25 protein-coding genes are annotated in these 25,619 nt (G+C 31.0%); 15 read left to right on the forward strand and 10 right to left on the reverse strand.

The annotated features are described in order from the left end of the window. Positions 1–112 precede the first annotated feature (112 nt). Positions 113–1,309 (forward strand): ADP-forming succinate--CoA ligase subunit beta, encoded by a 1,197-nt coding sequence (gene sucC, locus BUB70_RS11070; RefSeq protein WP_073121520.1) that lies wholly within the window; start codon positions 113–115, stop codon positions 1,307–1,309. A gap of 100 nt (positions 1,310–1,409) precedes the next feature. Here the strand turns inward: sucC and BUB70_RS11075 are convergent, their stop codons facing one another. Continuing rightward, entirely contained in the window at positions 1,410–1,775 is a 366-nt protein-coding gene (locus BUB70_RS11075; RefSeq protein ID WP_073121522.1) for a PUR family DNA/RNA-binding protein, read from the reverse strand. 57 nt (positions 1,776–1,832) lie between these two features. Next, on the reverse strand, positions 1,833–3,590 hold the full coding sequence (locus tag BUB70_RS11080; RefSeq protein ID WP_073121524.1) for an ABC transporter ATP-binding protein: 1,758 nt from the start codon (positions 3,588–3,590) through the stop codon (positions 1,833–1,835). Between the two features lie 179 nt (positions 3,591–3,769). On the opposite strand from BUB70_RS11080, the gene nusB reads away from it, so the two are divergent. The 6 genes from nusB (at position 3,770) to cmk (ending at position 8,491) form a co-directional block, all read left to right on the forward strand. Continuing rightward, positions 3,770–4,708: a transcription antitermination factor NusB gene (gene nusB / locus BUB70_RS11085; protein ID WP_073121526.1), complete on the forward strand. Its 939-nt coding sequence runs from the start codon at positions 3,770–3,772 to the stop codon at positions 4,706–4,708. A 67-nt stretch (positions 4,709–4,775) separates the two neighbouring features. Beyond that, positions 4,776–5,069, forward strand: a complete 294-nt coding sequence (gene yajC / locus BUB70_RS11090; protein ID WP_073121528.1) for a preprotein translocase subunit YajC — start codon at positions 4,776–4,778, stop codon at positions 5,067–5,069. 105 nt (positions 5,070–5,174) lie between these two features. Beyond that, entirely contained in the window at positions 5,175–6,128 is a 954-nt protein-coding gene (locus BUB70_RS11095) for a YbbR-like domain-containing protein (protein WP_073121530.1), read from the forward strand. Then, positions 6,129–6,716 carry a dephospho-CoA kinase gene (coaE, locus tag BUB70_RS11100; RefSeq protein WP_073121532.1) on the forward strand — a complete coding sequence of 196 codons (588 nt, stop codon included), beginning with the start codon at positions 6,129–6,131 and terminating at the stop codon, positions 6,714–6,716. A gap of 74 nt (positions 6,717–6,790) precedes the next feature. Continuing rightward, complete coding sequence (porQ, locus tag BUB70_RS11105; RefSeq protein ID WP_073121534.1) at positions 6,791–7,798, forward strand: type IX secretion system protein PorQ; 1,008 nt, start codon at positions 6,791–6,793, stop codon at positions 7,796–7,798. A gap of 3 nt (positions 7,799–7,801) precedes the next feature. Continuing rightward, entirely contained in the window at positions 7,802–8,491 is a 690-nt protein-coding gene (gene cmk / locus BUB70_RS11110; protein WP_073121536.1) for a (d)CMP kinase, read from the forward strand. Here the strand turns inward: cmk and BUB70_RS11115 are convergent. Continuing rightward, positions 8,488–9,114: a 7-carboxy-7-deazaguanine synthase QueE gene (locus BUB70_RS11115; protein WP_073121538.1), complete on the reverse strand. Its 627-nt coding sequence runs from the start codon at positions 9,112–9,114 to the stop codon at positions 8,488–8,490. The genes cmk and BUB70_RS11115 overlap by 4 nt on opposite strands. Positions 9,115–9,238: 124 nt before the next feature. On the opposite strand from BUB70_RS11115, the gene BUB70_RS11120 reads away from it, so the two are divergent. Further along, positions 9,239–9,796, forward strand: coding sequence for a hypothetical protein (locus BUB70_RS11120; protein WP_073121540.1), 558 nt, complete (start codon positions 9,239–9,241; stop codon positions 9,794–9,796). 81 nt (positions 9,797–9,877) lie between these two features. Here the strand turns inward: BUB70_RS11120 and BUB70_RS11125 are convergent, their stop codons facing one another. From BUB70_RS11125 to msrB, 3 genes are all read right to left on the reverse strand, one after another. Next, positions 9,878–10,753 carry a bifunctional 5,10-methylenetetrahydrofolate dehydrogenase/5,10-methenyltetrahydrofolate cyclohydrolase gene (locus BUB70_RS11125; RefSeq protein WP_073121542.1) on the reverse strand — a complete coding sequence of 292 codons (876 nt, stop codon included), beginning with the start codon at positions 10,751–10,753 and terminating at the stop codon, positions 9,878–9,880. Between the two features lie 77 nt (positions 10,754–10,830). Continuing rightward, the gene (gene ffh / locus BUB70_RS11130) at positions 10,831–12,177 is read right to left on the reverse strand and encodes a signal recognition particle protein (protein ID WP_073121545.1); all 1,347 of its coding nucleotides are present in this window, start codon (positions 12,175–12,177) and stop codon (positions 10,831–10,833) included. Positions 12,178–12,412: 235 nt separating this feature from the next. Next, a complete protein-coding gene (gene msrB / locus BUB70_RS11135) occupies positions 12,413–12,871 on the reverse strand; it encodes a peptide-methionine (R)-S-oxide reductase MsrB (protein WP_073121547.1) in 459 nt (152 codons plus the stop codon). Positions 12,872–12,968: 97 nt separating this feature from the next. On the opposite strand from msrB, the gene BUB70_RS11140 reads away from it, so the two are divergent. Beyond that, entirely contained in the window at positions 12,969–13,763 is a 795-nt protein-coding gene (locus BUB70_RS11140) for a M48 family metallopeptidase (protein WP_073121550.1), read from the forward strand. Positions 13,764–13,825: 62 nt separating this feature from the next. On the opposite strand, the gene BUB70_RS11145 is transcribed toward BUB70_RS11140, so the two are convergent. The 3 genes from BUB70_RS11145 to purB all read right to left on the reverse strand — a co-directional run bounded on the left by BUB70_RS11145 (position 13,826) and on the right by purB (position 17,198). Further along, positions 13,826–15,442 (reverse strand): M1 family metallopeptidase, encoded by a 1,617-nt coding sequence (locus BUB70_RS11145; protein WP_073121553.1) that lies wholly within the window; start codon positions 15,440–15,442, stop codon positions 13,826–13,828. A gap of 36 nt (positions 15,443–15,478) precedes the next feature. Continuing rightward, positions 15,479–15,778, reverse strand: a complete 300-nt coding sequence (locus BUB70_RS11150; RefSeq protein ID WP_073121554.1) for a hypothetical protein — start codon at positions 15,776–15,778, stop codon at positions 15,479–15,481. A 76-nt stretch (positions 15,779–15,854) separates the two neighbouring features. Then, positions 15,855–17,198 carry an adenylosuccinate lyase gene (gene purB, locus BUB70_RS11155; protein ID WP_073121557.1) on the reverse strand — a complete coding sequence of 448 codons (1,344 nt, stop codon included), beginning with the start codon at positions 17,196–17,198 and terminating at the stop codon, positions 15,855–15,857. Between the two features lie 176 nt (positions 17,199–17,374). Between purB and BUB70_RS11160 the strand changes: the two genes are divergently transcribed. From BUB70_RS11160 to BUB70_RS11185, 6 genes are all read left to right on the forward strand, one after another. Continuing rightward, positions 17,375–18,451 carry a toxin-antitoxin system YwqK family antitoxin gene (locus BUB70_RS11160; protein WP_073121559.1) on the forward strand — a complete coding sequence of 359 codons (1,077 nt, stop codon included), beginning with the start codon at positions 17,375–17,377 and terminating at the stop codon, positions 18,449–18,451. Between the two features lie 107 nt (positions 18,452–18,558). After that, positions 18,559–19,749, forward strand: a complete 1,191-nt coding sequence (gene mnmA, locus BUB70_RS11165) for a tRNA 2-thiouridine(34) synthase MnmA (RefSeq protein WP_073121561.1) — start codon at positions 18,559–18,561, stop codon at positions 19,747–19,749. Positions 19,750–19,772: 23 nt separating this feature from the next. Beyond that, positions 19,773–21,392 (forward strand): S8 family peptidase, encoded by a 1,620-nt coding sequence (locus BUB70_RS11170; RefSeq protein ID WP_073121563.1) that lies wholly within the window; start codon positions 19,773–19,775, stop codon positions 21,390–21,392. 5 nt (positions 21,393–21,397) lie between these two features. After that, positions 21,398–22,336: an NAD(P)H-dependent flavin oxidoreductase gene (locus BUB70_RS11175; RefSeq protein WP_073121565.1), complete on the forward strand. Its 939-nt coding sequence runs from the start codon at positions 21,398–21,400 to the stop codon at positions 22,334–22,336. 5 nt (positions 22,337–22,341) lie between these two features. Continuing rightward, positions 22,342–22,815, forward strand: coding sequence for a YehS family protein (locus tag BUB70_RS11180; protein ID WP_073121567.1), 474 nt, complete (start codon positions 22,342–22,344; stop codon positions 22,813–22,815). 229 nt (positions 22,816–23,044) lie between these two features. Further along, positions 23,045–24,235 carry an MFS transporter gene (locus BUB70_RS11185; protein WP_073121570.1) on the forward strand — a complete coding sequence of 397 codons (1,191 nt, stop codon included), beginning with the start codon at positions 23,045–23,047 and terminating at the stop codon, positions 24,233–24,235. Between the two features lie 56 nt (positions 24,236–24,291). Here BUB70_RS11185 and BUB70_RS11190 read toward each other — a convergent pair whose 3' ends face one another. Beyond that, positions 24,292–25,614, reverse strand: coding sequence for a TolC family protein (locus tag BUB70_RS11190; RefSeq protein WP_073121572.1), 1,323 nt, complete (start codon positions 25,612–25,614; stop codon positions 24,292–24,294). Positions 25,615–25,619: the final 5 nt, after the last annotated feature.

Here is a 25,619-nt window from a genome sequence, read left to right on the forward strand (position 1 = left end):
GTGGTAGAAAACGTTTTAGAAAATTTTATTTAAAAAGCACAGATATTAGTAAAATATTTGTATTGATATCACTACTTTTACGGCGATTATAAAAAACTTATTCAAAATAAAAATGAACTTACACGAATATCAAGGAAAAGAGATTTTAAGTAGTTTTGGCGTTGGAATTCAAAGAGGAATTGTAGCTCAGACTCCAGAAGAAGCTGTTAAGGCTGCAAAAGAATTAACAGAGAAAACAGGAACTAGTTGGTATGTTGTAAAAGCTCAAGTTCATGCAGGTGGTCGTGGTAAAGGTGGTGGAGTTAAATTGGCTAAAAATTTAGAGGAAGTAAAAAAGATTTCTAATGATATTATTGGAATGATGTTAATTACTCCTCAAACTTCAGCAGAAGGGAAATTGGTGAGTCAAGTTTTAATAGCTGAGGATGTATATTACCCAGGAGAAAGTGAAACAGAAGAGTTTTATGTTTCTATATTGTTAAACAGAGCTACTGGAAAAAATATGGTCATGTATTCCCCAGAAGGAGGAATGGATATTGAAGAGGTTGCAGAAAAAACACCTGAGTTAATTTTTACAGAAGAAATAGATCCAGGAACAGGATTATTGCCTTTCCAAGCTCGTAAAATTGCTTTTAACTTAGGATTATCAGGAAATGCTTTTAAAGAAATGACAAAATTTGTGATGTCTTTATATAAAGCATATGAAAGTTCTGATGCTGCTATGTTCGAAATCAACCCAGTATTAAAAACTTCTGATAATAAAATTTTAGCAGTAGATGCAAAGGTTTCTTTAGATGAAAATGCATTATACCGTCATAAAGATTATTTAGAGTATAGAGATATTCGTGAAGAGCATCCAATAGAAGTAGAAGCAAAAGCAGCAGGATTAAACTATGTAGCTTTAGACGGAAACGTAGGATGTATGGTAAATGGAGCAGGATTGGCTATGGGAACTATGGACTTAATAAAGCAAGCAGGAGGAGAACCAGCTAACTTTTTAGATGTTGGAGGTACAGCAGATGCAAAAAGAGTAGAAATTGCTTTTAGAATTATATTAAAAGATCCTAATGTAAAAGCTATTTTGGTAAATATTTTTGGAGGTATTGTTCGTTGTGACCGTGTGGCACAAGGAGTTGTAGATGCTTACAATAATATGAAAAACGCGATTAATGTGCCAATTATTGTAAGATTACAAGGGACTAACGCAGTTGAAGCAAAAGCATTAATTGATGCTCAAGAAGGATTGAATGTAATTTCAGCAGTTGAATTCCAAGAAGCAGCAGAAAAAGTACAAGAAGTATTGTCCTAGGAAAAATATAAACCAACATTTAGACTTTTCATAAATGTTGGTTCTATAATTATGAATTGTAAAAAATAATAAAGCTCAGTTTTAATACTGAGCTTTATTATTAAATATCGTCAAAATTAACTTCTGTGAAATCTGCAGTTGCCATGTTTTCATTATTGGCATCCTCATCCTCTTTTTTAAAGTCTTTTTGATGTCTTTCGCTAATAACTTCTTCACCTTTTTCGTTAATGATGTAGTCTGTAGCTTGTTTTAGTTGTTCTTGGAACTCAACAAAATCTTCTTTGTATAAATAAATTTTGTGTTTTTGGTAATGAAAAGATCCATCATCATGAGTAAACTTTTTACTCTCTGTCACCGTTAAGTAATAATCTCCCGCTTTGGTAGCTCTTACATCAAAAAAATAGGTTCTTCTTCCTGCCCTCAAAATTTGAGAAAAAATTTCTTCTTGCCCTTCTCTTTCTTTCATTATTTAGCTAATTATTGTTATCTACTCAAATATATAAAAATAATTATTTAGAGCACATTATTCTATTTCTTTTTCTTGTAGTTGTTGTTCGTACATATCATGGAAAATCCCATGCTGGTTTAATAGCTGAGAATGAGTTCCTTGTTGAACAATTTCACCATTATCTAATACAATAACTTTATCTGCATTTTGTGCTGCACTAATTCTGTGACTTACAATAAGCGTAGTATTGTTCTTACTAATGGATTTTAAGTTCTTTAAAATTTGTTCTTCTGTTTCAGTGTCTACAGCAGATAAACAGTCATCAAAAATGTATATTTTAGGATTCTTTATAATTGCTCTGGCAATAGAAACTCTTTGTTTTTGACCTCCGGATAATGTAACTCCACGCTCTCCTAAAATTGTATTGTATTTTTTGTTAAATAGAATAATATTATCGTGAACTACCGCTTTTTTTGCAGCTTCCATCATTTCTTCTTCTGTAGCATCTTCTTTACCAAAACGGATGTTGTTACCTATGGTGTCAGAAAATAAGAATGGATCTTGAGGCACAAAACCAATGTTATTCCTTAAGTTGTAAAGATTTAGTTCTTGAATAGGTTGATCGTCAATTTCAATAATTCCCGTAGTTACATCGTATAACCTACTTACTAAATTTAAGATGCTAGATTTTCCAGAACCCGTTTTACCAATAATAGCAATGGTTTCTCCTGGGTTTACTTCAAAAGAAATGTTTTTTAAGGCTGTAATATTGGTATCGTCATAAGTAAGAGAAACGTTTTTAAATTTAATAGCTCCTTTTATTTCAGTAACAGTTTCATTTTGATTGATAATCTCAGGTTCTTGTTTTAAAAATTCATTAATTCTTTTTTGAGATGCTTCTGCTTCTTGTACCGTAGAGGTTACCCAACCCACAATAGCTACAGGCCATGTTAACATGTTGGTGTACATAATAAACTCTGCAATAACCCCGACACTAATATTTCCTTTAATATATTCCATTCCCCCCACATATAATACAATAATATTTGCGGTACCAATTAATAAAATCATTAAAGGAAAAAAGAAGGCCTGAACCTTAAATAAACTAATGTTTTTTTGTTTGTTTTCTTCAGCAATATCAATAAAGTCATTACGGGTAATTCCTTCAATAGCATAAGATTTAATCACATTCATTCCAGAGAAAACTTCTTGAGTAAATGTGGTTAGTTTAGACAATTGTTGTTGAACAATAGTACTTCTTTTGTTAATGTTTTTACTCAATACAAAAATGGAAATTGATAATAGAGGAAAGGGAATTAAAGTGTATAAAGTAAGTTTTATATCTATTTGAACCATTTTATAAATAGCCACTGAAAACATGACTAACATGTTTATGGTATACATAATTGCAGGCCCAACATACATTCTTACTTTCCCAACATCTTCACTAATACGATTCATCAAATCACCTGTACGGTTTTTCTTGTAAAAGTTTAAACTCAATCTTTGATATTGTTGATAAACCTGATTTTTTAAATCATATTCTACCAATCTAGAAGTTACAATAATGGTTTGTCTCATTAAAAAAGTAAAGAATCCAGACAAAACAGCCAATCCAATAATAAGTAAAATATTGTTGAGTAATTCAGTTTTTACAACGGATAAATCTGTTAATATACCTTTGTGATAATCGGTAGCAGCGTTTACTGAGTTTTTAACAATTTCTGGAACTTTAACAGCTAAGTACCTTGAGGCAATGGATATTAAAATTCCTAGCAATAAACGATATCTGTATTTGTAAAAAAATTGATTGATATATTGTAATTCTTTCATCGGAAAGGGAGTGCATTATTTGTGGATACGAAGATACTATATTCTTGTTATTAAACTAGTTTGATTTCATGTGGAAGCATCACATAAAATGTACCGAAATAATATTTTTTAGTTAATGTTTCAAAATAATTTAATTAAGTGTTACTTTTGTACTCTCAAAAACTTTAAGTTCTTTCTAAATGATTAACAGAAGACATATTCGTGTAAAGGTGATGCAATCCGTTTACGCGATGATTCATGCCAAAAGTGATAATATTGTTAAAGAAGAAAAATTCTTAAGACAAAGTATAGATAAAATGTACGACTTGTACATACTGTCTTTAGATATGTTGGTAAGAGTTAATCAAATTGCAGAAAAAACTTCAGAAATTTCTAAGAAGAAGTATTTTGTAACTAAAGAAGAGCTAAATCCAAACAGAAAATTTATAGATAATAAAGTCATCAAAACTTTAAAAGAAAGTGTGTCTTTACAAAACTATATAGAAGAAAACAATTTAAACAATTGGTATTTAGATGATAAATACGTTTCTATTGTTTACGATAATTTATTAGCAAGTGATTTGTATAAAAATTACATGGCAGATGAAGAGACTTCTTTTAAGAAAGATCAAAAATTTGCAGTTAAGTTTTTTGCTGAATTTATTGCTCCTAATGAAAAATTAGCTGAATATTTTGAAGGTGAAAATATTAGCTGGGTAGATGATATTCCTTTTGTAAATACTTGGGTAGTAAAAACATTACAGGAGTTAAGAGCTAAGGATGATTTTATTATTGGTAGACTTTATAAAAATAGTGATGACGAGGCTTTTGCTTCAGAATTATTCAAAAAAACTGTTTTAAACTTACCTAAGTTTGAAGAAGAAATTGCTGATAAAACACCAAACTGGGAAACAGATCGTATTGCAGATTTAGACATGATTTTAATTAAAATGGCTATTTGCGAGTTTTTAAAATTCCCATCAATTCCAGTTAAAGCTACTATTAATGAATATTTAGAAATAGCTAAAGACTACTCAACAGAAAAAAGTAGCACGTTTATTAATGGAGTTTTAGATAAAATTTGGAAAGATTTTCAGGATACAAATAGGCTGAATAAAATCGGTAGAGGAACTTTGTAATCAGAAAACAAACCCATAAGTTTACTGTAAATTTTAAGATAATAATTTAATCAACAAATAGTTTAAAATGATAGCATTACAAGAAGGGGCAATGAGTCCAATGTTTTTAGTTATTATGGTAATTTTCGTAGTATTTTTTATGATTATTCCACAAGTAAGAAGAAGTAGAAACGAAAAGAAATTTAAAGAAAGTTTAGTAAAAGGAACTAAAGTAGTAACTACAGGAGGAATTCACGGAAAATTAGTAGAGGTGAATGAAGGAACTGTAATGATTGAAACCAATGCAGGTAAATTGTTAATGGAAAAAACAGCCTTGTCAATGGAGTTAACAAAAAAATATAACGCTCCTGAAAAAAAATAATTATTTCAGAAAAGTCATAAATCAAACACCTTTAGAGAAATCTAAGGGTGTTTTTGTTTGTAATAATATCATGTTGTTTGCCTTTCATTTCCTATTTTAGCTATTATGAAGAAAACTAAAAAGCAAACTATTTTTAAATTCAATAAAAAGAGAGACTCCGTGTTTCTAATTTTTGTTTTGGGAACTTTTGTTTTTTGGTTTCTTAATAAATTATCAAAAGAATACAGTCAAATAGTTTATTATCCAATTCATTATTCATCATTATCAAATGATTATGTGTTTCAAGAAAATCCACCAAAAGAATTAGGGTTTAGAATTGAAGCCAACGGATTTTATTTTTTAGGAGTTGCTTTTAGTAAGCCCGAAATTGAAGTTTCGGTACAACATTTAAAAAGAAAAAACACTTATGATTATTACTTGGTGAATGATGATCTTAAAAAGCAAGTAAGAAATTCTATTAAAGAAAATATTACTTTGGTTGATGTAATTTCTGATACCTTATTCGTAAAATTAGGAAAGAGGAGTTTTAAAAAGGTTCCAGTTGTGCCCAATATTAATATAAGTTATCACTTAGGATATAAATCCTTTTCAGGAAATATAATTGTTCCCGATTCTATACAAATTTCAGGTCCCGAAATGCAGGTGGCTAAAATAAATCAAATAGCTTTAGAACCTTTAAAAAAAGTCAATGTACAAGAACCTGTAAACGAAGAAATTGCTATTGTAAAACCCAATATTCCTAAGATTACATATTCTGATGATAAAGTACGTTTAAAAGTTGAAGTCGAAAAAATTACAGAAAAAACATTAACGGTTCCTGTTCAAATTATCAATGCTCCCAGTGATGATGAGATAGTGATTTATCCTAAAAAAATAGAACTAAGTTGTTTGGTAAGATTGTCTCAATTTAATGAAGTCAAAGCTTCTGAATTTTTAGTGGTCTGTGATTATAACAAAAGAACAAGTAAACACATGACTCCTGAAATAAGACAAAAGCCAACCATGGTTTCTTCTGTAAAGTTAAATATTGATGAGTTAGAATATTTAATTCTAAAATAAATGATAGTAGGATTAACAGGTGGAATTGGTAGTGGTAAAAGTACTGCCTTAAAAATGTTTGAGTCTTTAGGGGTTCCAGTATATCAGGCGGATGTTGAAGCTAAAAAGATCATGGTTCATTCCAATGAAGTAAAAGAAAGTATTATTCATTTGTTAGGAGTTGAGTCTTATCATAATAATGAGTTGAATAGAACTTATATTGCCCAGAAAGTATTTAATAATAAAAAATTATTAACTGCGTTAAATACTATTGTACATCCTGCGGTTCATAAACATTTTCAAGAATTTGTAGCAAAGCAAAAAGCCCCATATTTGGTATATGAGAATGCTATTTTATACGAAAATAAAAGTGAGCATCTTTGTGATAAAGTGATAGTAGTAGCGGCTGAGTTAGAAGACAGAATTTCTAGGGTGATGAAAAGAGATAAAGTAGACAGAGAAACTGTATTGTCCAGAATGAACAATCAATGGAGTCAAGAAGATAAAATAAAAAAAGCTGATTTTGTAATTCATAATAGTGATTTAGAAAAACTTGCTAAAGAGGTAGCAGCATTGCATTATCAATTATTAAAGATGAGTGAGGTTTAGACAAAATCTAAAATGAGATTGTATAAAATATTAAAATCAACCATTTATATTTGCTCACGAAGAAGTATTAAAGAATGAAGTACATAGTTTTTTTATTTTCTGTATTGGTATCCAGTAGTTTGTTTTCGCAAACTGGTGGTGAAACTTTATATACTTTTCTAAATATACCTACTTCTGCCAAGCAAGTTGCTTTGGGTGGAGTTACTCTTACTTCTAGAGAAGATGTTTCTCAAACTTTGTGGAATCCAGCATCAGTAAACTCGAAAATGGAGAATGATCTTTCATTAAATTATATCAAATATATTTCAGGAATAAATGTAGGGTCACTTTCTTATGCAAAATCAATCAATCCTTTGTACGGAACAGCTTTTATAGGAGTTCAATATTTTAATTATGGTGATTTTGAAAGAACTGAGGCTAGTGGGCCAACTGTTGTAGGAATTTTTTCAGCAAGAGACCTTTCTTTTAATATTGGGTATGGATATACTTTAGAATCGGTTTCTTTTGGAGCCTCATTAAAATATATTTCATCTAAAATTGATACTTACATTTCCTCAGCTCTTTTATATGATTTAGGAATTACTTATATGCATCCTACTAAACCTTTTGTAATGTCCTTGGTGTTAAGAAATTCGGGTAAACAATTATCTGCTTTTATTGATAAAAAAGAATTGATTAGAAATAACGCCATTTTATCAATGGAATATAGACTAGAACATGTTCCTCTTAAAGTATATGGGGCTATTGATGAGTTGAATAATTGGAGCATTAGTGAACCTAATCCATCAAGATCTAAAACAGATTTAGACAACAAAGTAACTCCAGAAGCTGTAAGTGATATCAACAATGCATTAAGGCATGTATCTATTGGAGCTGAATTGTGGCCAGAAAAAATGATTAACCTTAGAATAGGTTATAATCATCGTAGGGCTCAAGAATATCAATTAAACGAAGTAAGAACAGGAGCAGGATTGTCTTATGGTTTTGGATTCAATACCAAATTTTTAAGATTTGATTATGCTTATGCAAAATTTCAAGAAGGAGCAAAATACAGTACCTTTGGGTTAACTGTACATTTATAAATTATGACATCAAAAATTACCATTGCTATTGATGGATTTTCATCCACAGGAAAAAGTACCGTAGCCAAACAATTGGCAAAAGAATTAGGATATATTTATGTAGATACTGGGGCGATGTACAGAGCAGTGGCTTTGTATGCAATTCAAAATAATTATATAAATGAAGGAGATATAAATGTAGAGAAGTTAATAGAGAGCTTAGATAAAATAAATATCGATTTTAAATACAATGCTCAATTAGGTTTTTCAGAAGTGTATTTAAATGGTGTAAACGTTGAAACTGAAATTAGAGGTATGGAAGTTTCTTCTTACGTAAGCAAAGTAGCTTCTATATCTGCAGTAAGACAGAAATTAGTGGCTTTACAACAAGAAATGGGAAAAGCTAAAGGAATTGTAATGGATGGAAGAGATATAGGTACAGTTGTGTTTCCTAATGCTGAATTAAAGTTGTTTATGACAGCATCTGCAGAAACCAGAGCACAACGTAGGTTTGATGAATTACAAGCCAAAGGAAATACCGAAGTTTCTTACAAAGAAGTGTATAACAATGTAGTAGAACGTGATACTTTAGATACTACAAGAACAGATTCACCACTAGAAATAGCAAAAGATGCTATTGAAATAGACAATTCAAATTTATCTAGAGAAGAACAGTTCAATAAAATTTTATCGTTGGTAAACGCTAAACTTTAAGGTATATTTAGATATTTATGTGTTTGTAAAGAAATTTTCCATTTTGGATTTTTCATTACATAATCTACAATCATAGGAGTCATTATTTCTTTTTTACTCCATTCTGGTTGTAAATATAAGCCACATTTATCAGAAACTTTAGCCGCTTGTTGCTCAGCAAATTCAAAATCACTTTTATTATAGATTATCATTTTTAGCTCGTGAGCTTCAGGATAAATACCCTCTAAAGGTAATTTTGTTTTCTTAGGAGATAAACAAATCCAATTCCACTGTCCGCTTAATGGATAAGCACCAGAAGTTTCAATATGTGTTTGTAATCCTTGATTTTGTAAAGACGAAGTTAAATATTGCATGTCCCACATTAAAGGTTCTCCACCAGTAATGACAATAGTTTTATAAGGACTAGCATTTTTAACAATTAAATCAGCATGTGTTGGTGGATGTAAATTTGCATCCCAACTTTCTTTAACATCACACCAATGGCAACCCACATCACAACCTCCTACTCTAATAAAGTATGCGGCAGTACCAGTGTGAGCTCCTTCTCCCTGTATTGTGTAGAATTCTTCCATTAAAGGAAGCATAATACCTTTATTTACAAGTTCATTAGTTTTGTTATCCATTGGGTTTGTTTTGGTGCGCAAAGATACAAGAAAATAAAGAATATAAATTAATTGTTGTTCAAAGGTTTTGTTATCGATATCCTGAAGGATTTACGTAACTTAGTGCTTTAAATTTTAAAACTATATGAAAAGAGTATTTGCCCTATTAGTAGTTATTGTCATGGTTGTTTCATGTCAATCTAAAGATACAACTATTGATTTAGACAAAGTTGGACCTATTACAAAGACCACAAATGTTAAAGAATTGACTAATTTATTTAAAAATGATTCTATTGTTTCTAGATTAAGCGAAGGAGATTTAGGAAATATGAATGATTATATTGGAGATAACGATACTTATCTAGTTTATCAAAAAGGAGGAAAATTATTACTTTCTATATCACCAGTAAATCCATTAGATAGTGTATCTAAAATTAAGAGTGTTACTGTTTTTAGCGACGAATTTACAACTAAAAAATCTGTAGGGTTAGGATCTACGTTTAATGATTTAAATATCAATCATAATATAGAAAAGTTAGAAGCTAGCTTTAAATTGATTACAGTTTTTGTAAAAGACATCAATGCAACATTTACTATTGATAAAGAAGATGTTGGGATTAAAGTATTTACTTTAGGAGATATTGATAAAGCTCAAATTCCAGAAAACTCAAAATTTACTTCTTTTACAGTTTGGTTCAATTAAGAATAAAACTGATATTAAAATCATAAAAAAGGCATCCTAAATTTAGGATGCCTTTTTTATGATTTATTATGTCTTAAATAATTAAGCTCTATTTTCTCCAGCTAATAAAGTATTCTTTAATAACATGGCAATAGTCATTGGTCCAACACCTCCTGGGACAGGAGTAATAAAGTCAGCCTTAGGTGCTACAGATTCAAAATGAACATCTCCAGCCAAACGGAAACCATTCTTTTTTGATGGGTCATCTAAACGAGTAATTCCTACATCAATAATAGTAACTCCCTCTTTTACCATATCACCAGTTAAGAATTCAGCAACTCCTAAAGCCACAACAATAATATCAGCTTTTAATGTTAATTCTTTTAGGTTAGCGGTTCTTGAATGTGCTACAGTTACAGTAGCATCTCCTGCTGCTCTTTTTTGAGACATTAAAATACTCATAGGCCTACCTACAATATGAGAACGACCAATGACTACTACGTTTTTACCAGAAGTTGGAACTTTATAGCGCTCTAACAATTCCATTACTCCGTAAGGAGTTGCAGGTAAAAAAGTAGGCAATTCTAAAGCCATTCTACCTACATTTGTTGGATGGAAACCATCTACATCTTTGGTCGCATCAACGGCTAACAAAACTTTGTGCTCATCAATATGTTTAGGTAAAGGTAATTGAACGATATAACCATCAATAGCATCATTGTTGTTTAATTCTTCAATTTTAGTTAACAATTCAGCTTCTGTTGTTTCTGTTGGTAATTCTATCAAAGTAGAATCAAAACCTACTAGTTCGCAAGCTTTCACTTTAGCTCCAACATAGGTTTTACTGGCACCATCATTTCCAACAATAACAGCTGCTAAATGAGGTGTTTTTTTATCTTGAGCTTTTAATTCTTTTACTTTTTCTGCAATTTCAGCTTTGATGTCTGCAGAGGTTTTTTTACCGTCTAATATTGTCATCTCGTTATTTTTAGTACTGAGTACAAAGTACACAGTAGTAAGTTTTTTATTGTTAGTTATAAACTAATTACTATTGATTACATTCCTGGCATTCTACCTTTCATTCCTTGCATCATCTGCATCATTTTTCTAGAACCACCACCTTGCATCATTTTCATCATTTTGCTCATTTGGAAAAATTGTTTTAACAATTGGTTTACTTCGGTAATAGAAGTTCCAGATCCTTTGGCAATTCTCTTTTTTCTAGAAGCGTTGATTACTTTAGGCTCTGTTCTCTCTAAAGGAGTCATAGATTTTATAATCGCTTCAATTCCTTTAAAAGCATCATCATCAATATCAACATCTTTTAAGGCTTTTCCAGCACCTGGTATCATTCCAACCAAGTCTTTCATATTCCCCATTTTTTTGATTTGCTGAATTTGACTTAAGAAATCATCAAAACCAAATTGATCTTTGGCAATTTTCTTTTGTAATTTTCTAGCTTCTTCTTCATCATATTGTTCTTGGGCACGTTCTACTAAAGAAACTACATCTCCCATTCCCAAAATACGATCGGCCATACGTTCTGGATAGAAAACATCAATCGCTTCCATTTTTTCTCCAGTACCAATAAACTTAATAGGCTTGTTAACTACGGATTTAATAGTTAATGCAGCTCCACCACGAGTATCACCATCTAATTTTGTTAATACAACTCCATCAAAATTTAACAAATCGTTAAAAGCTTTTGCCGTGTTTACAGCATCTTGCCCTGTCATAGAATCTACTACAAATAAAGTCTCTTGTGGGGTTACGGCTTTATGAATGTTAGATATTTCTGTCATCAAAGCCTCATCAATAGCCAAACGACCAGCAGTATCTATAATCACTGTATTTTTACCATTGGCTTTTGCATAGGCAATAGCATTTTGTGCAATTTCTACAGGATTTTTATTTTCAATTTCAGCATATACTTCAACGCCAATTTGTTCTCCTACAACTTGTAACTGGTTAATAGCGGCAGGACGATATACATCGGCTCCAACCAAAAGTACTTGCTTTGTTTTTTTAGTTTTTAAATAGTTGGCTAACTTTCCAGAAAAAGTAGTTTTACCAGAACCTTGTAAACCAGCCATTAAAATTACAGTAGGAGATCCAGTTAAATTAACTCCAGCAGTTTCTCCTCCCATTAATTCGGTTAACTCGTCTTTTACAAGTTTAACCATTAACTGACCAGGATTTAAGGTAGTTAATACATCTTGTCCTAGTGCTTTCTCTTTAACTCTTGTTGTAAAATCTTTAGCTATTTTAAAGTTTACATCGGCATCTAACAATGCTCTACGTACTTCTTTTAATGTATCTGCTACATTTACTTCTGTTATTTTTCCGTGTCCTTTTAAAAGATGTAAGGCTTTATCTAGTTTATCTGATAAATTATTAAACATATGCTGTAATTTACTTTGTTAAAGTTGAGCTGCAAATATACAAGAATATCATAACTTTTAAAGGGTTTATACCTAACAAAAAACCCTCCAGATTTGGAGGGTTTAATTGTAAAACATAAAAACAAATACTATAATTTTTCTTAAAATGATTAAACGACCATGAAACGAGTAGTCTAACATTTATTCCTCATAAATTTATGTATTAAGTATTTAAATATCATTGACTTATGTTAGGTTATTGTGATTTCTTGAATTTTAAGGCCAAAGAATTTACACAATATCTTTTTCCTGTGGTTTTTTTTGGACCATCCATAAACATATGTCCCAAGTGTCCATCACAAATATTACAGATAATTTCTGTTCTGGTAATTCCGTATTTGTCGTCCTCATGAAAACCAACATTATTTCCTATATGATTGTCAAAAGATGGCCACCCTGAACCTGAGTCGAATTTACTTTTAGAGGTAAATAAGGGAGTGTTACAGGCAGCACAGTAATAAGTCCCTTTTTTATAAAAGTGATCATATTTACCAGAAAAGGCAGGTTCTGTTCCAGCTTTTCTAAGAACCTGATACTGTGCAGGAGTTAATATTTTTTTCCATTCAGCATCGGTTTTGATAATTTTCTTTTGAGCAGATATACTACCAATAAAAAAAACGGTGAATAAAGTAAAAAAGCTAAGTTTTGATTTCATTTTTTTGATATTTAAAAATTAAGTCGAATCTCTAGCGGAATCATTACTTAGTTTTCTGTCAAATGTTATATTTGTGTAAAACAAATTTATTTGCAACATGAAAAAAACAATATCATTAATAATAGTAACGGCAATAATGGTAGCTTGTTCTACAGTGCCTATTACAGGAAGAAAACGTTTAAATTTTGTTTCTGATGCAGAGGTGCTTCCTACAAGTTTTGCACAATATGATGCCTTTTTAAAAGAAAACACCCTATCTACAGACAAAGCAAAAACGCAAGAAATAAAAGCTGTTGGAGCAAGAATTTCTGCGGCAGTTGATAAGTTTATGCGTAAAAATGGAATGAGTGCAGAAGCAGATAATTATCGATGGGAGTTTAATTTGGTAAAAGATGATCAATTAAACGCATGGTGTATGCCAGGGGGGAAAGTAGTTTTTTATACTGGAATTTTACCTGTGGCTAAAAACACAGATGGAATAGCTGCAATTATGGGGCATGAAGTAGCCCATGCTTTTGCTAAACATGGACAAGAGCGTATGAGTTCTAGTCAAATTCAGCAATATGGTGCGATGGCTATTGAAATAGGAACAGGCGATGCAGATGCTAAAACCAAAGAAATGTGGAACATGGCATATGGTGTTGGTTCTCAGTTAGGGATGTTAAAATACAGTAGAACACACGAAACTGAAGCAGATAAATTAGGATTGGTTTTTATGATTATGGCCGGTTATAATGGAGAAGAAGCCGTTAGAGTTTGGGAACGTATGAGTGAAATAGGAGGAGGTGCACCACCAGAATTTTTAAGTACTCACCCATCTAATAGTACAAGAATTGCAACCTTAAAAAATTACTTACCTGAAGCTAAAAAGTTAGCGGCTAAGTATAATTAATAATATCAAACAATAATAAAAAAGAGATACTTTTAAAGTATCTCTTTTTTATTTTGACTTATTTATATTTCTTTTACCATGATGTAAAAGTTTTTATCAACTTTAAATTGTCGGTATTTTCCACTTATTTTTTTCCATTCTTTTTCTTTAGGGTAAATCCATTTTTCTTTATTGTCTAAATAGATTTTAATAGGTATATTAAAGTCATCTACTACGTTTTCCCATGCATAGTATATGTAATTACTTCTTTTTTCTACGAGTAGGGTTGGAATCTTAGTGGTGCTTAAGTATTGTTTAAAAAAGCTAGTTAAATCCATCTTAACTTTTTTATTAATATATTCAATTACTTGATTTCCAGTTACTGTTTGGTGATGAAATTCATTATTGAGACCTCTTAAAATATTTCGCCATTTTTTATCGTTATTAATAATTTGACGTAAGGTATGTAACATTAAACTTCCTTTAGGATACATGTCCGAGCTACCTTCATGATGTACATTGTAAGTACCAATAATAGGACGATCGTTTTTTACCAGAGCTCTTTGTCCTTGCGCATATTCATTTCCTGCTTTAATTCCGTAATGGTAATCTACAAACAATGCTTCTGAGTAGGAAGTAAAAGCTTCGTGAATCCATAAATCAGCAACATCTTTGCAAGTAATATTGTTAGCAAACCATTCGTGACCAGATTCATGAATAATAATAAAGTCAAACTTTTTTCCCCATTCGGAGGTTCCCATAGGATAACCTAAATAACCTTTTAAATAGTTGTTTCCGTAAGCCACACAACTTTGATGTTCCATACCTAAATATGGCGTTTCAACAAGTTTGTATCCGTCTTCGTAAAAAGGATATGGACCAAACCAATATTCAAAAGCTTTTAACATTTTAGGAACATCTTTAAAATGTTCTTTGGCTTTTTTTAAATTAGTAGAAATCACGTAGTAATTGCAATCTAAATTTCCTTTTTCTCCCTTATAAGTTTCGCTAAAATGATCATAATTTGCAATATTTAAACTAACTCCGTAATTGTTAATAGGATTGATGACTTTCCAAGTATAAGAAGTGGTGTTATCTTTGTTTTTTTTAGTTTTGATCTTTCTACCGTTAGAAACATCCATCAAAGGATCTGGACAAGTCACAGTAATTTGCATATTTTCTGCTTCATCAGCAGGATGATCTTTACAAGGCCACCAAATACTTGAACCAATAGATTGGTTTGCTGTAGCTATAAAATCATTTCCATTTTGATCTTTGCTCCAAACAATTCCACCATCCCAAGGAGCTTTAATTGCTTCTTTTGGTTTTCCATGATAATAAATGGTGATTTTTTCAGAAGTGTTTACTTTTTGTTTTTTTATCAGATTGATAAAGTAACTAAAGCCAATTTTATAATGAGATAGTTTTTGTTTGTTTTGAATAATAGAATCTATTACTAAAGGAGGTTGTAGTTCTATTTGTAACTTTTGATGTGGTTTTAAAACGTTATAAGTGATGGTGTTACTTCCTTTGATACTTTTTGTTTTTGGAAAAACATGAATATCTAAAGTATAATTAATAACATCCCACCAAGCCCTTTCAGGGGTAATACTTCCTCTTAGAGTATCTTGTTGACTAAAATTATTTTGAGCATACAAAATGTTGCATACAAAAATGCAGAAAAACACAAACTTATACATAGCAATATTATTGATTGTGCTTTACTAAAGTGGTGTTTACTCTTGTATTATGTGGCTGGTTCCTGTTTGTACAAAATCACTTCCTTCGTAAGCACCTTTAAATTTATAATAATTATTTTTAATGGCGGTAATTCTTACTTTAAAAGGAATACTATCTAATTTACTTTTTGGATTTGTTTTAAGCAACTCATATTCAAAATTAGAAATCCATCGAATATGAAAAGTATCTGTTTTGCTTTTATAAGTTTCTATTTGTAGATTCTTGTTTCTGTAAAAAGTAGAACTGTCTTTTCTTTCTCCCAAATAGGTTTTAAAATGTCCTTCTCTAAAAGACATAACATCCGTTTTATTTCCTGTATTACAGGAAATAAAAACGAATGCTGATATGATATATAGTAGAAATCTCATCAATTTAGATTCCTGTATAGTTAGCTGGAGTAATGACTTTTAACTCATTTTTAATGTCATCAGAAACTTCTAAAGTGTCTATGAAATTAGCAATGGTTGTTCCTGTAATTTTTTCGTTTACACGAGTCAATCCCTTTAGTGCTTCGTATGGATTTGGATATGCTTCTCTACGTAAAATTGTTTGAATCGCCTCTGCAACTACAGCCCAGTTGTTTTCTAAATCTTTAGCAAAAGCATCACGGTTAATTAACAATTTACCTAAGCCTTTTAAAGTAGAAGCAAAACCAATTAAAGTATGTCCAAAAGGAACTCCAATATTTCTTAAAACAGTAGAATCTGTTAAATCACGCTGTAATCTAGAGACTGGTAATTTAATAGCCAAGTGTTCAAAAATAGCATTGGCAATTCCTAAATTTCCTTCAGAGTTTTCAAAATCAATAGGATTTACCTTATGTGGCATTGCTGATGAACCAACTTCTCCTTTTTTAATTTTTTGTTTAAAATAATCGTTAGAAACATAGGTCCAAACATCTCTATCTAAATCAATAATAATACTGTTAATTCTTTTTACTGTATCAAAAATAGCAGCCATGTGGTCATAGTGCTCAATTTGTGTAGTAGGGAAAGAGTGGTGTAATCCTAATTTGTTTTCTACAAAATCAGTTCCAAAAGATTTCCAATCGATATTTGGATACGCAACGTGGTGTGCATTGTAGTTTCCTGTTGCTCCACCAAATTTTGCTGCATGAGGAACTTGTTTTAGCAATGTAATTTGTTGATTGATACGTTCTACAAAAACCATGATTTCTTTTCCTAAACGAGTAGGAGAAGCTGGTTGTCCGTGAGTACGTGCCAACATAGAAACATCGCTCCATTCAGCAGCCAATTCTTTTAGTTTGTTTACTACAGCTTCTAATTCAGCATTGTAAACTTCATCAAACATATCTTTTATAGATAATGGAATGGCAGTGTTGTTAATATCCTGAGAAGTCAATCCAAAGTGGATAAATTCTTTAAAAGGTTGTAATTCTAAAGCATCAAACTTTTCTTTGATAAAGTACTCAACTGCTTTTACATCGTGGTTGGTTACTTTTTCAATATCTTTAATTTTTTGAGCATCAGCAGTAGTAAAGTTTTGATAAATCTTTCTTAAATCTGCATATAAATCTGCGTTAAAATCCTCTAATTGTGGCAAAGGAATTTCGCACAAAGCAATAAAATACTCAATTTCAACTTTTACTCTGTATTTAATTAATGCTTCTTCAGAATAGTAAGCAGCTAAAGATTCTACTTTTCCTCTATATCTTCCATCAATAGGAGAGATGGCATTTAAATTTGATAAACTCATGTTTTTGTAAATATGTTTAAGCGACAAAAGTACGTCAAATTAAGAAAAGTTAAAAGATGTTTTTTTGTAATCCTTAAACTTTGTAATTTCCATTTTATTATAAGTAAATATAATAGACACAACACTAGTCTAAGTCTTACGTTATAGAGAATAGCATCACGTTAAAAAATATTTTCATGTATAAAAAAAGTACCTTCTTTTTATTGTTTTTTTTGCCTTTGTTCATTTTTGCTCAAGAAATTAACCAATATGATGAGCAAGGAAAGCGACATGGCTTTTGGGAAAAAAGATATGATTCAGGTAGAGTTCGTTATTCTGGAACTTTTGAACATGGTAAAGAAGTGGGAGAGTTTTTGTTTTACGAAAATAAAATCATTAATAATTATCCAAGCATTAGAAAGTTTTTTGATGATAAATCAGACACTGCAAAGGTTACTTTTTATGACATTTATGGTAAAAAGAAAAGTGAAGGGACTATGTTGGGTAAAAATAGAATTGGTGTTTGGAAATATTATGATTCACAAGAAAGATTAATATTAGTAGAAAATTACGATAATAATCAACTAAACGGAGAAAGAAAAGTGTTTTATGATAATGATAGCATTGCTGAAATTAGTGAGTATAAAAATGGAAAGTTAGATGGAATTACAGCTCGTTTTTCTAAAGATGGAATAAAGTTGCACGAAATGACTTATCAAGATGGTTTGTTACACGGGCGAGCAAAGTTTTTTGAAGTGAATGGAAATATTAAAGAATCTGGGTTGTACTATAAAGATTACAAAGTAGGAAGATGGGATTATTATATTGATGGAAAATATATGGGATACAAAGAGCCTAATAAAAAAAGAGACCATCCATCTGATGAAGCTATTTTAGCTAGTATTGATGAAAAAGCAGAGAAACCTAAAGAATATCCTAAAATTACAGATGAAGAAATATTAGAAAATATAGAACGCAAAAAAGAAAAGGAATATTCATACAATCCACCTTCTGATGAAGAGATTTTAGAAAATATTAAAAAGAAAAAAGCACCTAAAAAAGAATACTCAAAAGCTACAGATGATGAAATTTTAAGGAGCATTGCTTCTAAAATGGAAGCAAAAATAAAAGAGATTAAAAGGGCAGAGGATGCAGAAATTTTAAAAAACATTCAAAAAAAGAAAGAGCAAGAAGAAAAGGATAGAATTAGAAAACTAACTGATGAGGAGATTTTAGAAAACATTAAAAGAAAACAAAAGGAAAGTGAAAAATAATAGAAAAGCTTGTTTATTTGATCATATAAACAAGCTTTTTTTTGATCTATTGTTTAGGTTTCTAACTCTTATTTTTATACTATCTTTGTAACCTCAATTTTTTGAATATGAAACGTGTAGTAGTTGGACTTTCAGGAGGAGTAGATAGTAGTGTTGCAGCACATTTATTACAGCGACAAGGGTATGAAGTGATTGGTTTGTTTATGAAAAACTGGCACGATGATTCTGTAACTATTTCTAACGAATGTCCTTGGTTAGAAGACAGTAATGATGCCATGTTGGTGGCAGAAAAATTAGGAATTCCTTTTCAGGTTGTTGACTTGAGCGAGGAGTACAAAGATCGTATTGTGAATTACATGTTTAAGGAATATGAATTGGGAAGAACTCCTAATCCTGATGTGCTTTGTAATCGTGAAATTAAGTTTGATGTTTTTATGAAAATTGCATTGAGTTTAGGAGCCGATTATGTGGCTACAGGGCATTATTGTCGTAGAGGAATTACACAAGATGCTAATGGAAAAGAAGTATATCAATTAAAAGCTGGAATTGATAATAATAAAGATCAATCGTATTTTTTATGTCAGTTGTCTCAAGAGCAATTGTCTAAAGCTTTGTTCCCAATTGGAGAATTAACAAAGCCGGAAGTAAGAGAAATTGCCAAAGAATTAGATTTGGTAACGGCAGAGAAAAAAGACTCACAAGGTTTATGTTTTATTGGTAAAGTACGTTTGCCAGAATTTTTGCAACAAAAATTACAACCTAAAGAGGGAGTCATTGTTCAAATTCCAAGTACTTTTGATGGATATACTAGAAATGTTCCTGCTTTTGAAAACAAACTAGAAGAATTGGCTTTCCATAGTCAAAAATATACCTATACTGTTGCCAATGGAAAAATAGTAGCAAAACACCAAGGAGCACATTATTTTACCAAAGGACAGCGTAAAGGTTTGGCAGTTGGTGGAACACAAGAGCCTTTGTTTGTCATTGAAACCGATGTTAACGAAAATGTAATTTATACGGGAGAAGGTAAAAACCATCCAGGATTATATAGAAAAGTATTGTTTGTTAGCAATGAGGAATTACATTGGATTCGTGAGGACTTAGCTTTACAAACAGGTGATTCCATGGAAGTGTTAGCAAGAATTCGTTATCGTCAACCTTTAGAAAAAGCAACTTTATATCAAGTACCCAACGGAATGTATGTGGAATTTGAGAATCCACAATCTGCTATTCAAGAGGGACAATTTGTAGCTTGGCATTTAGAAGATGAACTTTTAGGATCGGGAGTAATTGCGTAACTTCACTACAAACTAAAATCAGAATGAGAAAGTTTGTGTTTTTGATGTTTTTATGCTCAAGCATGTTACAGGCTCAAGAACACGCATGGGTTTATTTTAAAGACAAGCCTAATGCTCAAACGTTTCTTAATAATCCTTTAAGTTTTTTATCGCAACGCGCTATAGACAGGAGAGATCGTCAAAATGTTAGTATTACTATTCAAGATGTTCCTGTTGAAGAAACTTATATATCATCAGTAAAAAATAGTAATGGAATTGTTGTAAAAGCAATTTCTAAATGGTTGAATGCCGTTCATGTTTTTGGATTAGAAACTGATATTTTGAATCTTCAAAATTTAGCCTCGGTAGATAGTATTCAGTTTGCTAATAAAAGTATAGGAGTCATCAATCCACCAAATACGACTTCAAACAAAGTTTTTAAAATCAACAAATTTGCTGCAAATACTGTTTCTAATTATGGAGTGGCTACCAATCAAGTAACCATGTTGGGAGTTGAAAAATTTCACAATGCAAATATTGAAGGACAAGGAATGCAAATAGCCATTATTGATGCCGGGTTTTACGGCGTAAATACAGCAGGAGCTTTTGCTCATTTGTTAGATAATGATGATGCTAATGGGGAAATTTTAGGAGGATATGATTTTGTAAATAATTCTGAAGATTTTTATATAAATACAGGAACCACTCACGGAACACAAGTACTCTCAACCATAGCAGCTATCAAAGAAAACGAATTTATAGGAACGGCTCCCAAAGCAAGTTTTTATTTGTTTGTAACTGAAGATGATACCAATGAAACTCCTTTAGAAGAGAGTTTATGGGTGCAAGCAGCTGAGCAAGCAGATAGTTTGGGAGTAGATATTATCAATACTTCATTAGGATATAGTGAGTTTGATGAAAATAAGTATAATTATACTTATGCTGATATGGATGGAGAGACTACGTTTATTACTCGTGGGGCTAATATAGCAGCTCAAAAAGGAATGGTTTTGGTAAATTCTATGGGAAACTCAGGAAATGATGCTTGGCGTTATTTAACAGCTCCTGCAGATGCCAAAAACATCATTTCTGTTGGTGCAGTTGATGCCAATGAAAATATAGTAGGTTTTTCCTCTTTTGGTCCTTCGGCAGATAATAGAGTAAAACCAGAAACTTTAGCGCTAGGAGGAAATGTTTTTGTAGTGAACGAAGATGATGAGCTGGTTGTTTCTAATGGGACTTCTTTTTCAGGACCTATTATTGCTGGAGCAGTGGCTTGTTTATGGCAGGCTTATCCAAACAAAACAAGTTTAGAAATCAGACAAATGGTTATGGAAAATTCAAAAGATTATTCAAATCCAACAGATCAAAGAGGGTTTGGGGTTTTAAATATGAATAATTTGGCTTCTCAGTTATTATTTGATTCAGCCTATATAGCCCCCCCCTTTTATATTATACAAGGAAATCATAGTATATATATACAGTTGAATAAAAGTTATAATGAAGTTTCTGTTCAGGTTTTTTCTACGTTAGGAAATTTTTTAGCAAATGAAAAACTAACAAAGAACCACACAGGTTTTTTTATAGAAAATATATCACCAGGAATTTATTATATCAAATATCAATATAAAGGTGTTAGTAAAGTCATGTCCTTATTTAATTAAGAAAAATGCAATACAATAGAGTTACAGAATTATTTAATATAAAATACTCCATCATTCAAGGAGGAATGGTTTGGGTAAGCGGATACAAATTAGCATCAGCAGTTAGTAATGCAGGAGGTTTAGGATTAATTGGAGCAGGTTCTATGTATCCTGATGTTTTTAGAGAACATATTAAAAAATGTAAAAAAGCTACTGATAAACCTTTTGGAGTCAATCTTCCTTTGATTTATCCAGAGATTGATAAAATGGTGGATATTGTAGTAGAAGAAGGAGTGAAAATTGTGTTTACCTCGGCCGGGAATCCTAATACATGGACGTCAAAATTAAAATCGCATGGAATTAAAGTAGTACATGTGGTAAGTAGTATAAAGTTTGCAATGAAAGCTCAAGAAGCTGGTGTTGATGCTGTAGTAACAGAAGGTTTTGAAGCAGGTGGACACAATGGACGTGAAGAAACAACTACATTTACACTAATTCCAATGGTAAAAGAATATTTATCAGTTCCGTTAATTGCAGCTGGAGGAATTGCCAGTGGTAGAGGAATTTTAGCGGCAGAGGTGTTGGGTGCAGATGGAGTTCAGATAGGAAGTAGGTTTGCAGTCAGCACAGAATCATCAGCGCATATAAAATTCAAAAATTTAATTACGGAACTGCAAGACGGAACTACACAATTAACTTTTAAAGAGTTGGCACCAGTTAGAATTATCAAAAATAATTACTATCAAAAGTTATTAGCTTTGTATCAAACAAATCCATCAAAAGAGACTTTAAAAACCTTTTATGACAATGCTAAATTAAAAACGGGTATTTTTGAAGGAGAGGTAGAGGATGGAAAATTAGAAATAGGTCAAATTGCAGGATTGATTAAGGATGTACAACCTATTGCTAATATTATGAATGAAATGATTACAGAATATAATGCTGTAAAGCAGAATTTAAAATAAAGAGAATGACAAATAATGATGTGTTTAGAAGATTGAAGTATGCTTTTAATTACAATCCAGAAAAAATAATTTTACTTTTTAACCATGTTGGAGTTAAGGTAGTGCGTGAGGATGTTTCTAAATGGTTAGAAAAAGATACCGAAGAAAAAGAAAACCTATCTCTATCGGATGAGCAATTTGCTAGTTTTTTAAATGGGATGATTATTGATAATAGAGGTAAAAAAGATGGACAAATTCCTGTAGCAGAAAAAGAATTAGATAACAATATTGTTTTTAGAAAGCTACGAATTGCACTTAATTTAAAGGATACTGATATTTTAGCCTTGTTAAAATTAGCAGGATTAAATTTTGGAAAATCAGAGTTATCCGCTTTTTTTAGAAAACCAGGGCATCAGCATTATAAAAAATGTCAAGATCAAGTATTAAGGAACTTTTTGAACGGATTGTTTTTAAAACATCACGAAACTCAAAAAAAATAAAAAATCAAGAAGCCAAAACATATTTGTTTTGGCTTCTTTGCTTTTGCAATTATAAAGATTAATATGAATTTCATCATTAGAATCCTTTTTTGTTTTTAAAAACTTAGTGTTTTTGTCGATTTTTAAATAATTATTTAAATCTATTTATGTACTTGATAATCATGATAAATAGACAAAAAATCAATGTACATTTGCAGTTTTAAAATAAGAATTAAATCATAATTGATATATGAAAAAAGAGTTACTTCCTCTAGCTTTAGGAGGTTTATCTATTGGAACAACGGAGTTTGTAATGATGGGGTTGTTACCAAACATTTCAAACTATTTTAATATTACCATTTCACAAGCAGGTGGTTTTATTTCGTTATATGCTTTAGGAGTGGTAATAGGAGCTCCATTAATTGTTTTTTTATCAGGACGTTTTTCTGCTAAGAAAATATTATTAGGGCTTATGATTGTTTTTACTGTTTTTAACTTTTTAAGTGCTTTAAGCCCAAACGCTACTTTTATGTACATTTTTAGATTTTTATCAGGATTGCCTCATGGGGCATTTTTTGGAGTAGGATCAATTGTTGCGAGTAGATTGGCTAAAGAAGGTCAGGAGGCTAAAAACATTTCTATGATGTTTGCTGGATTGACTTTTGCAAATTTATTAATGGTACCTATAGGAACACTTTTAGGCCAGGCTTTTTCTTGGAGATTTACACTTGGAATTGTTGCACTTATTGGGTTAATGACTTTGTTGTCATTATTCTTTTGGTTGCCTAACTTACCGATTAGAAAACAAACAGATATAAGAGGAGAGTTGTCTTTTTTTAAAACCAAAGAAGCTTGGATTATTACATTAATGACAGCTATTGGAACAGGTGGAGGATTTGCTTGGTTGAGTTATATTGCTCCTTTAATGACAAAAGTAGCGGGAATTCCAGAAAAATATTTAATGGGAATTATGATGTTGGTTGGTTTAGGAATGGTAGTAGGGAATTTTTTCGGAGGAAGATTAGCTGATAAGATAGTACCTGCAAAAGCTTGTATGGTTTTGTTTGGAGCTATTGGTGTAAACTTGTTGTTGGTCTTTTTATTTGCTCAATATTCATTGGTAGCACTTATATTATGTTTTACAGGAGGTGCTTGCTTTTTAGCATTGGGAGCTCCCATTCAAATATTAATGATTAAAACTGCAGGTAAAGCTGAAATGGTCGGTGCAGGAGTAACCCAAGCGGCTTTTAATATAGGGAATTCTATTGGAGCTTTTTTGGGAGGGCTTATTTTAACTTTAGGTTTTGGATATAAATATCCATCTTTATTAGGTGTTTTCTTAGCTTTGATTGGATTAGGATTTACTTTGTTGTTGTTAAAAAGTAATAAAACCAAGCAAGCTAAAATTCCATTAGCTAAAATGGCCACTTGTGATAAATAATAATACAAACAGTATAAAAGAAAAGAGCCAAGTAATATTCTTGGCTCTTTTTGTTTTTATAAGTTGATGGGAACACCAAAATAAAATTCTAAAACTTTTAGTTTAAAAATATAATCATATTTGGCTTTTATAAGATCTGTTTCTGCATTTACATATCTAGTTTTACTTTGGTTAAAAGTAAAAGAATCTAAAGCTCCTACTTCAAATTTTTGCTTGGCATATTCATAAGCAAGTGTTCTAGCCTCTAGAGCTTTTTGACTAGCTTCATAAGTTTTTAAAGCTCCTTTGGTATCGTTAAATGCTTGGTAAACTTTATCTCTTAAATTAAATTTAGATTGTTCTAAGTCTAGTTTTGCTTGTTCTAATTGCAGCTTTGATTTTTTAACAGCGTTTCTTGTTTGGAACCTGTTAAAGATAGGAATACTTAAACCTAAACCATATGAAAAACCTCTGTTGTCTCTAAATTGAGTTAAAAGATTAGTCCAGTTAAAGTTATTAGGATTAATATATGTTGTGTTAAATCCAAAAGAACCATTTAAAGTGGGTAAGTATGCTCCCTTTGATATTTTTATATCATTTTCTGCAATTTCAATAGCAAGTTCAGATAATTTGATATCATTTCTTACGGTCAAAGATTTTTTAAATATATCTTGTGGACTATTAGAAGTAATGTTATTAGGAATCAATTCATAAGTATCATCAGAAATTTCAAATTGATCAAAATCTTCTAAAACCAATAAATTAAATAATGATAATTTAGAAATTAGGATATTGTTTTCCATATCTATAATGGCTTTTTCTTGATCGGCTAAAGTGGCTTCAATTTCTAATAAATCTCCTTTAGGTTTGCTTCCTGCATTTACTAATTCTTTAGTTCTAGCTACTTCTTTTTTACTTAAATTATATTGTTCTTGTAAAGCTTTTAAGGACTCTTTGTTAAAAACAATTTGTAAAAATGCATTACATACATTTAAAGAAATATTGTCCTTCATATCATCTAACTGATATTGTTTAGATAATAAATTTAAGTTAGATCTATGAAGTTGTTTGATATTCCTCATTCCATCATAAAGCGTTACGTTAGAATTTACTCCTATACTTGTACTTTGATTTGTCGAAATAACATTAACATTATCAATGTTTGGATTTAAACCTGTTCTCCAAGAATGACTAGCGTTAGCACTTAAATTAGGTAAAAAATTCCCTTTGGCATTTGAAATGTCAATTTTAGAACTTTCAATTTCTAATTCAGATTTTTGAACAGAAATATTATTTTTTAGTGCATAATCTACACATTCTTTTAAAGTCCACTTTTTATTTTGTGCTATACTAAATACGCTATGACTAATAAGCACAATGAGTAATATTCTTGTTTTCATAATGC

The sequence above is a fragment of the Wenyingzhuangia marina genome (assembly GCF_900130035.1).
Classification (GTDB): domain Bacteria; phylum Bacteroidota; class Bacteroidia; order Flavobacteriales; family Flavobacteriaceae; genus Wenyingzhuangia; species Wenyingzhuangia marina.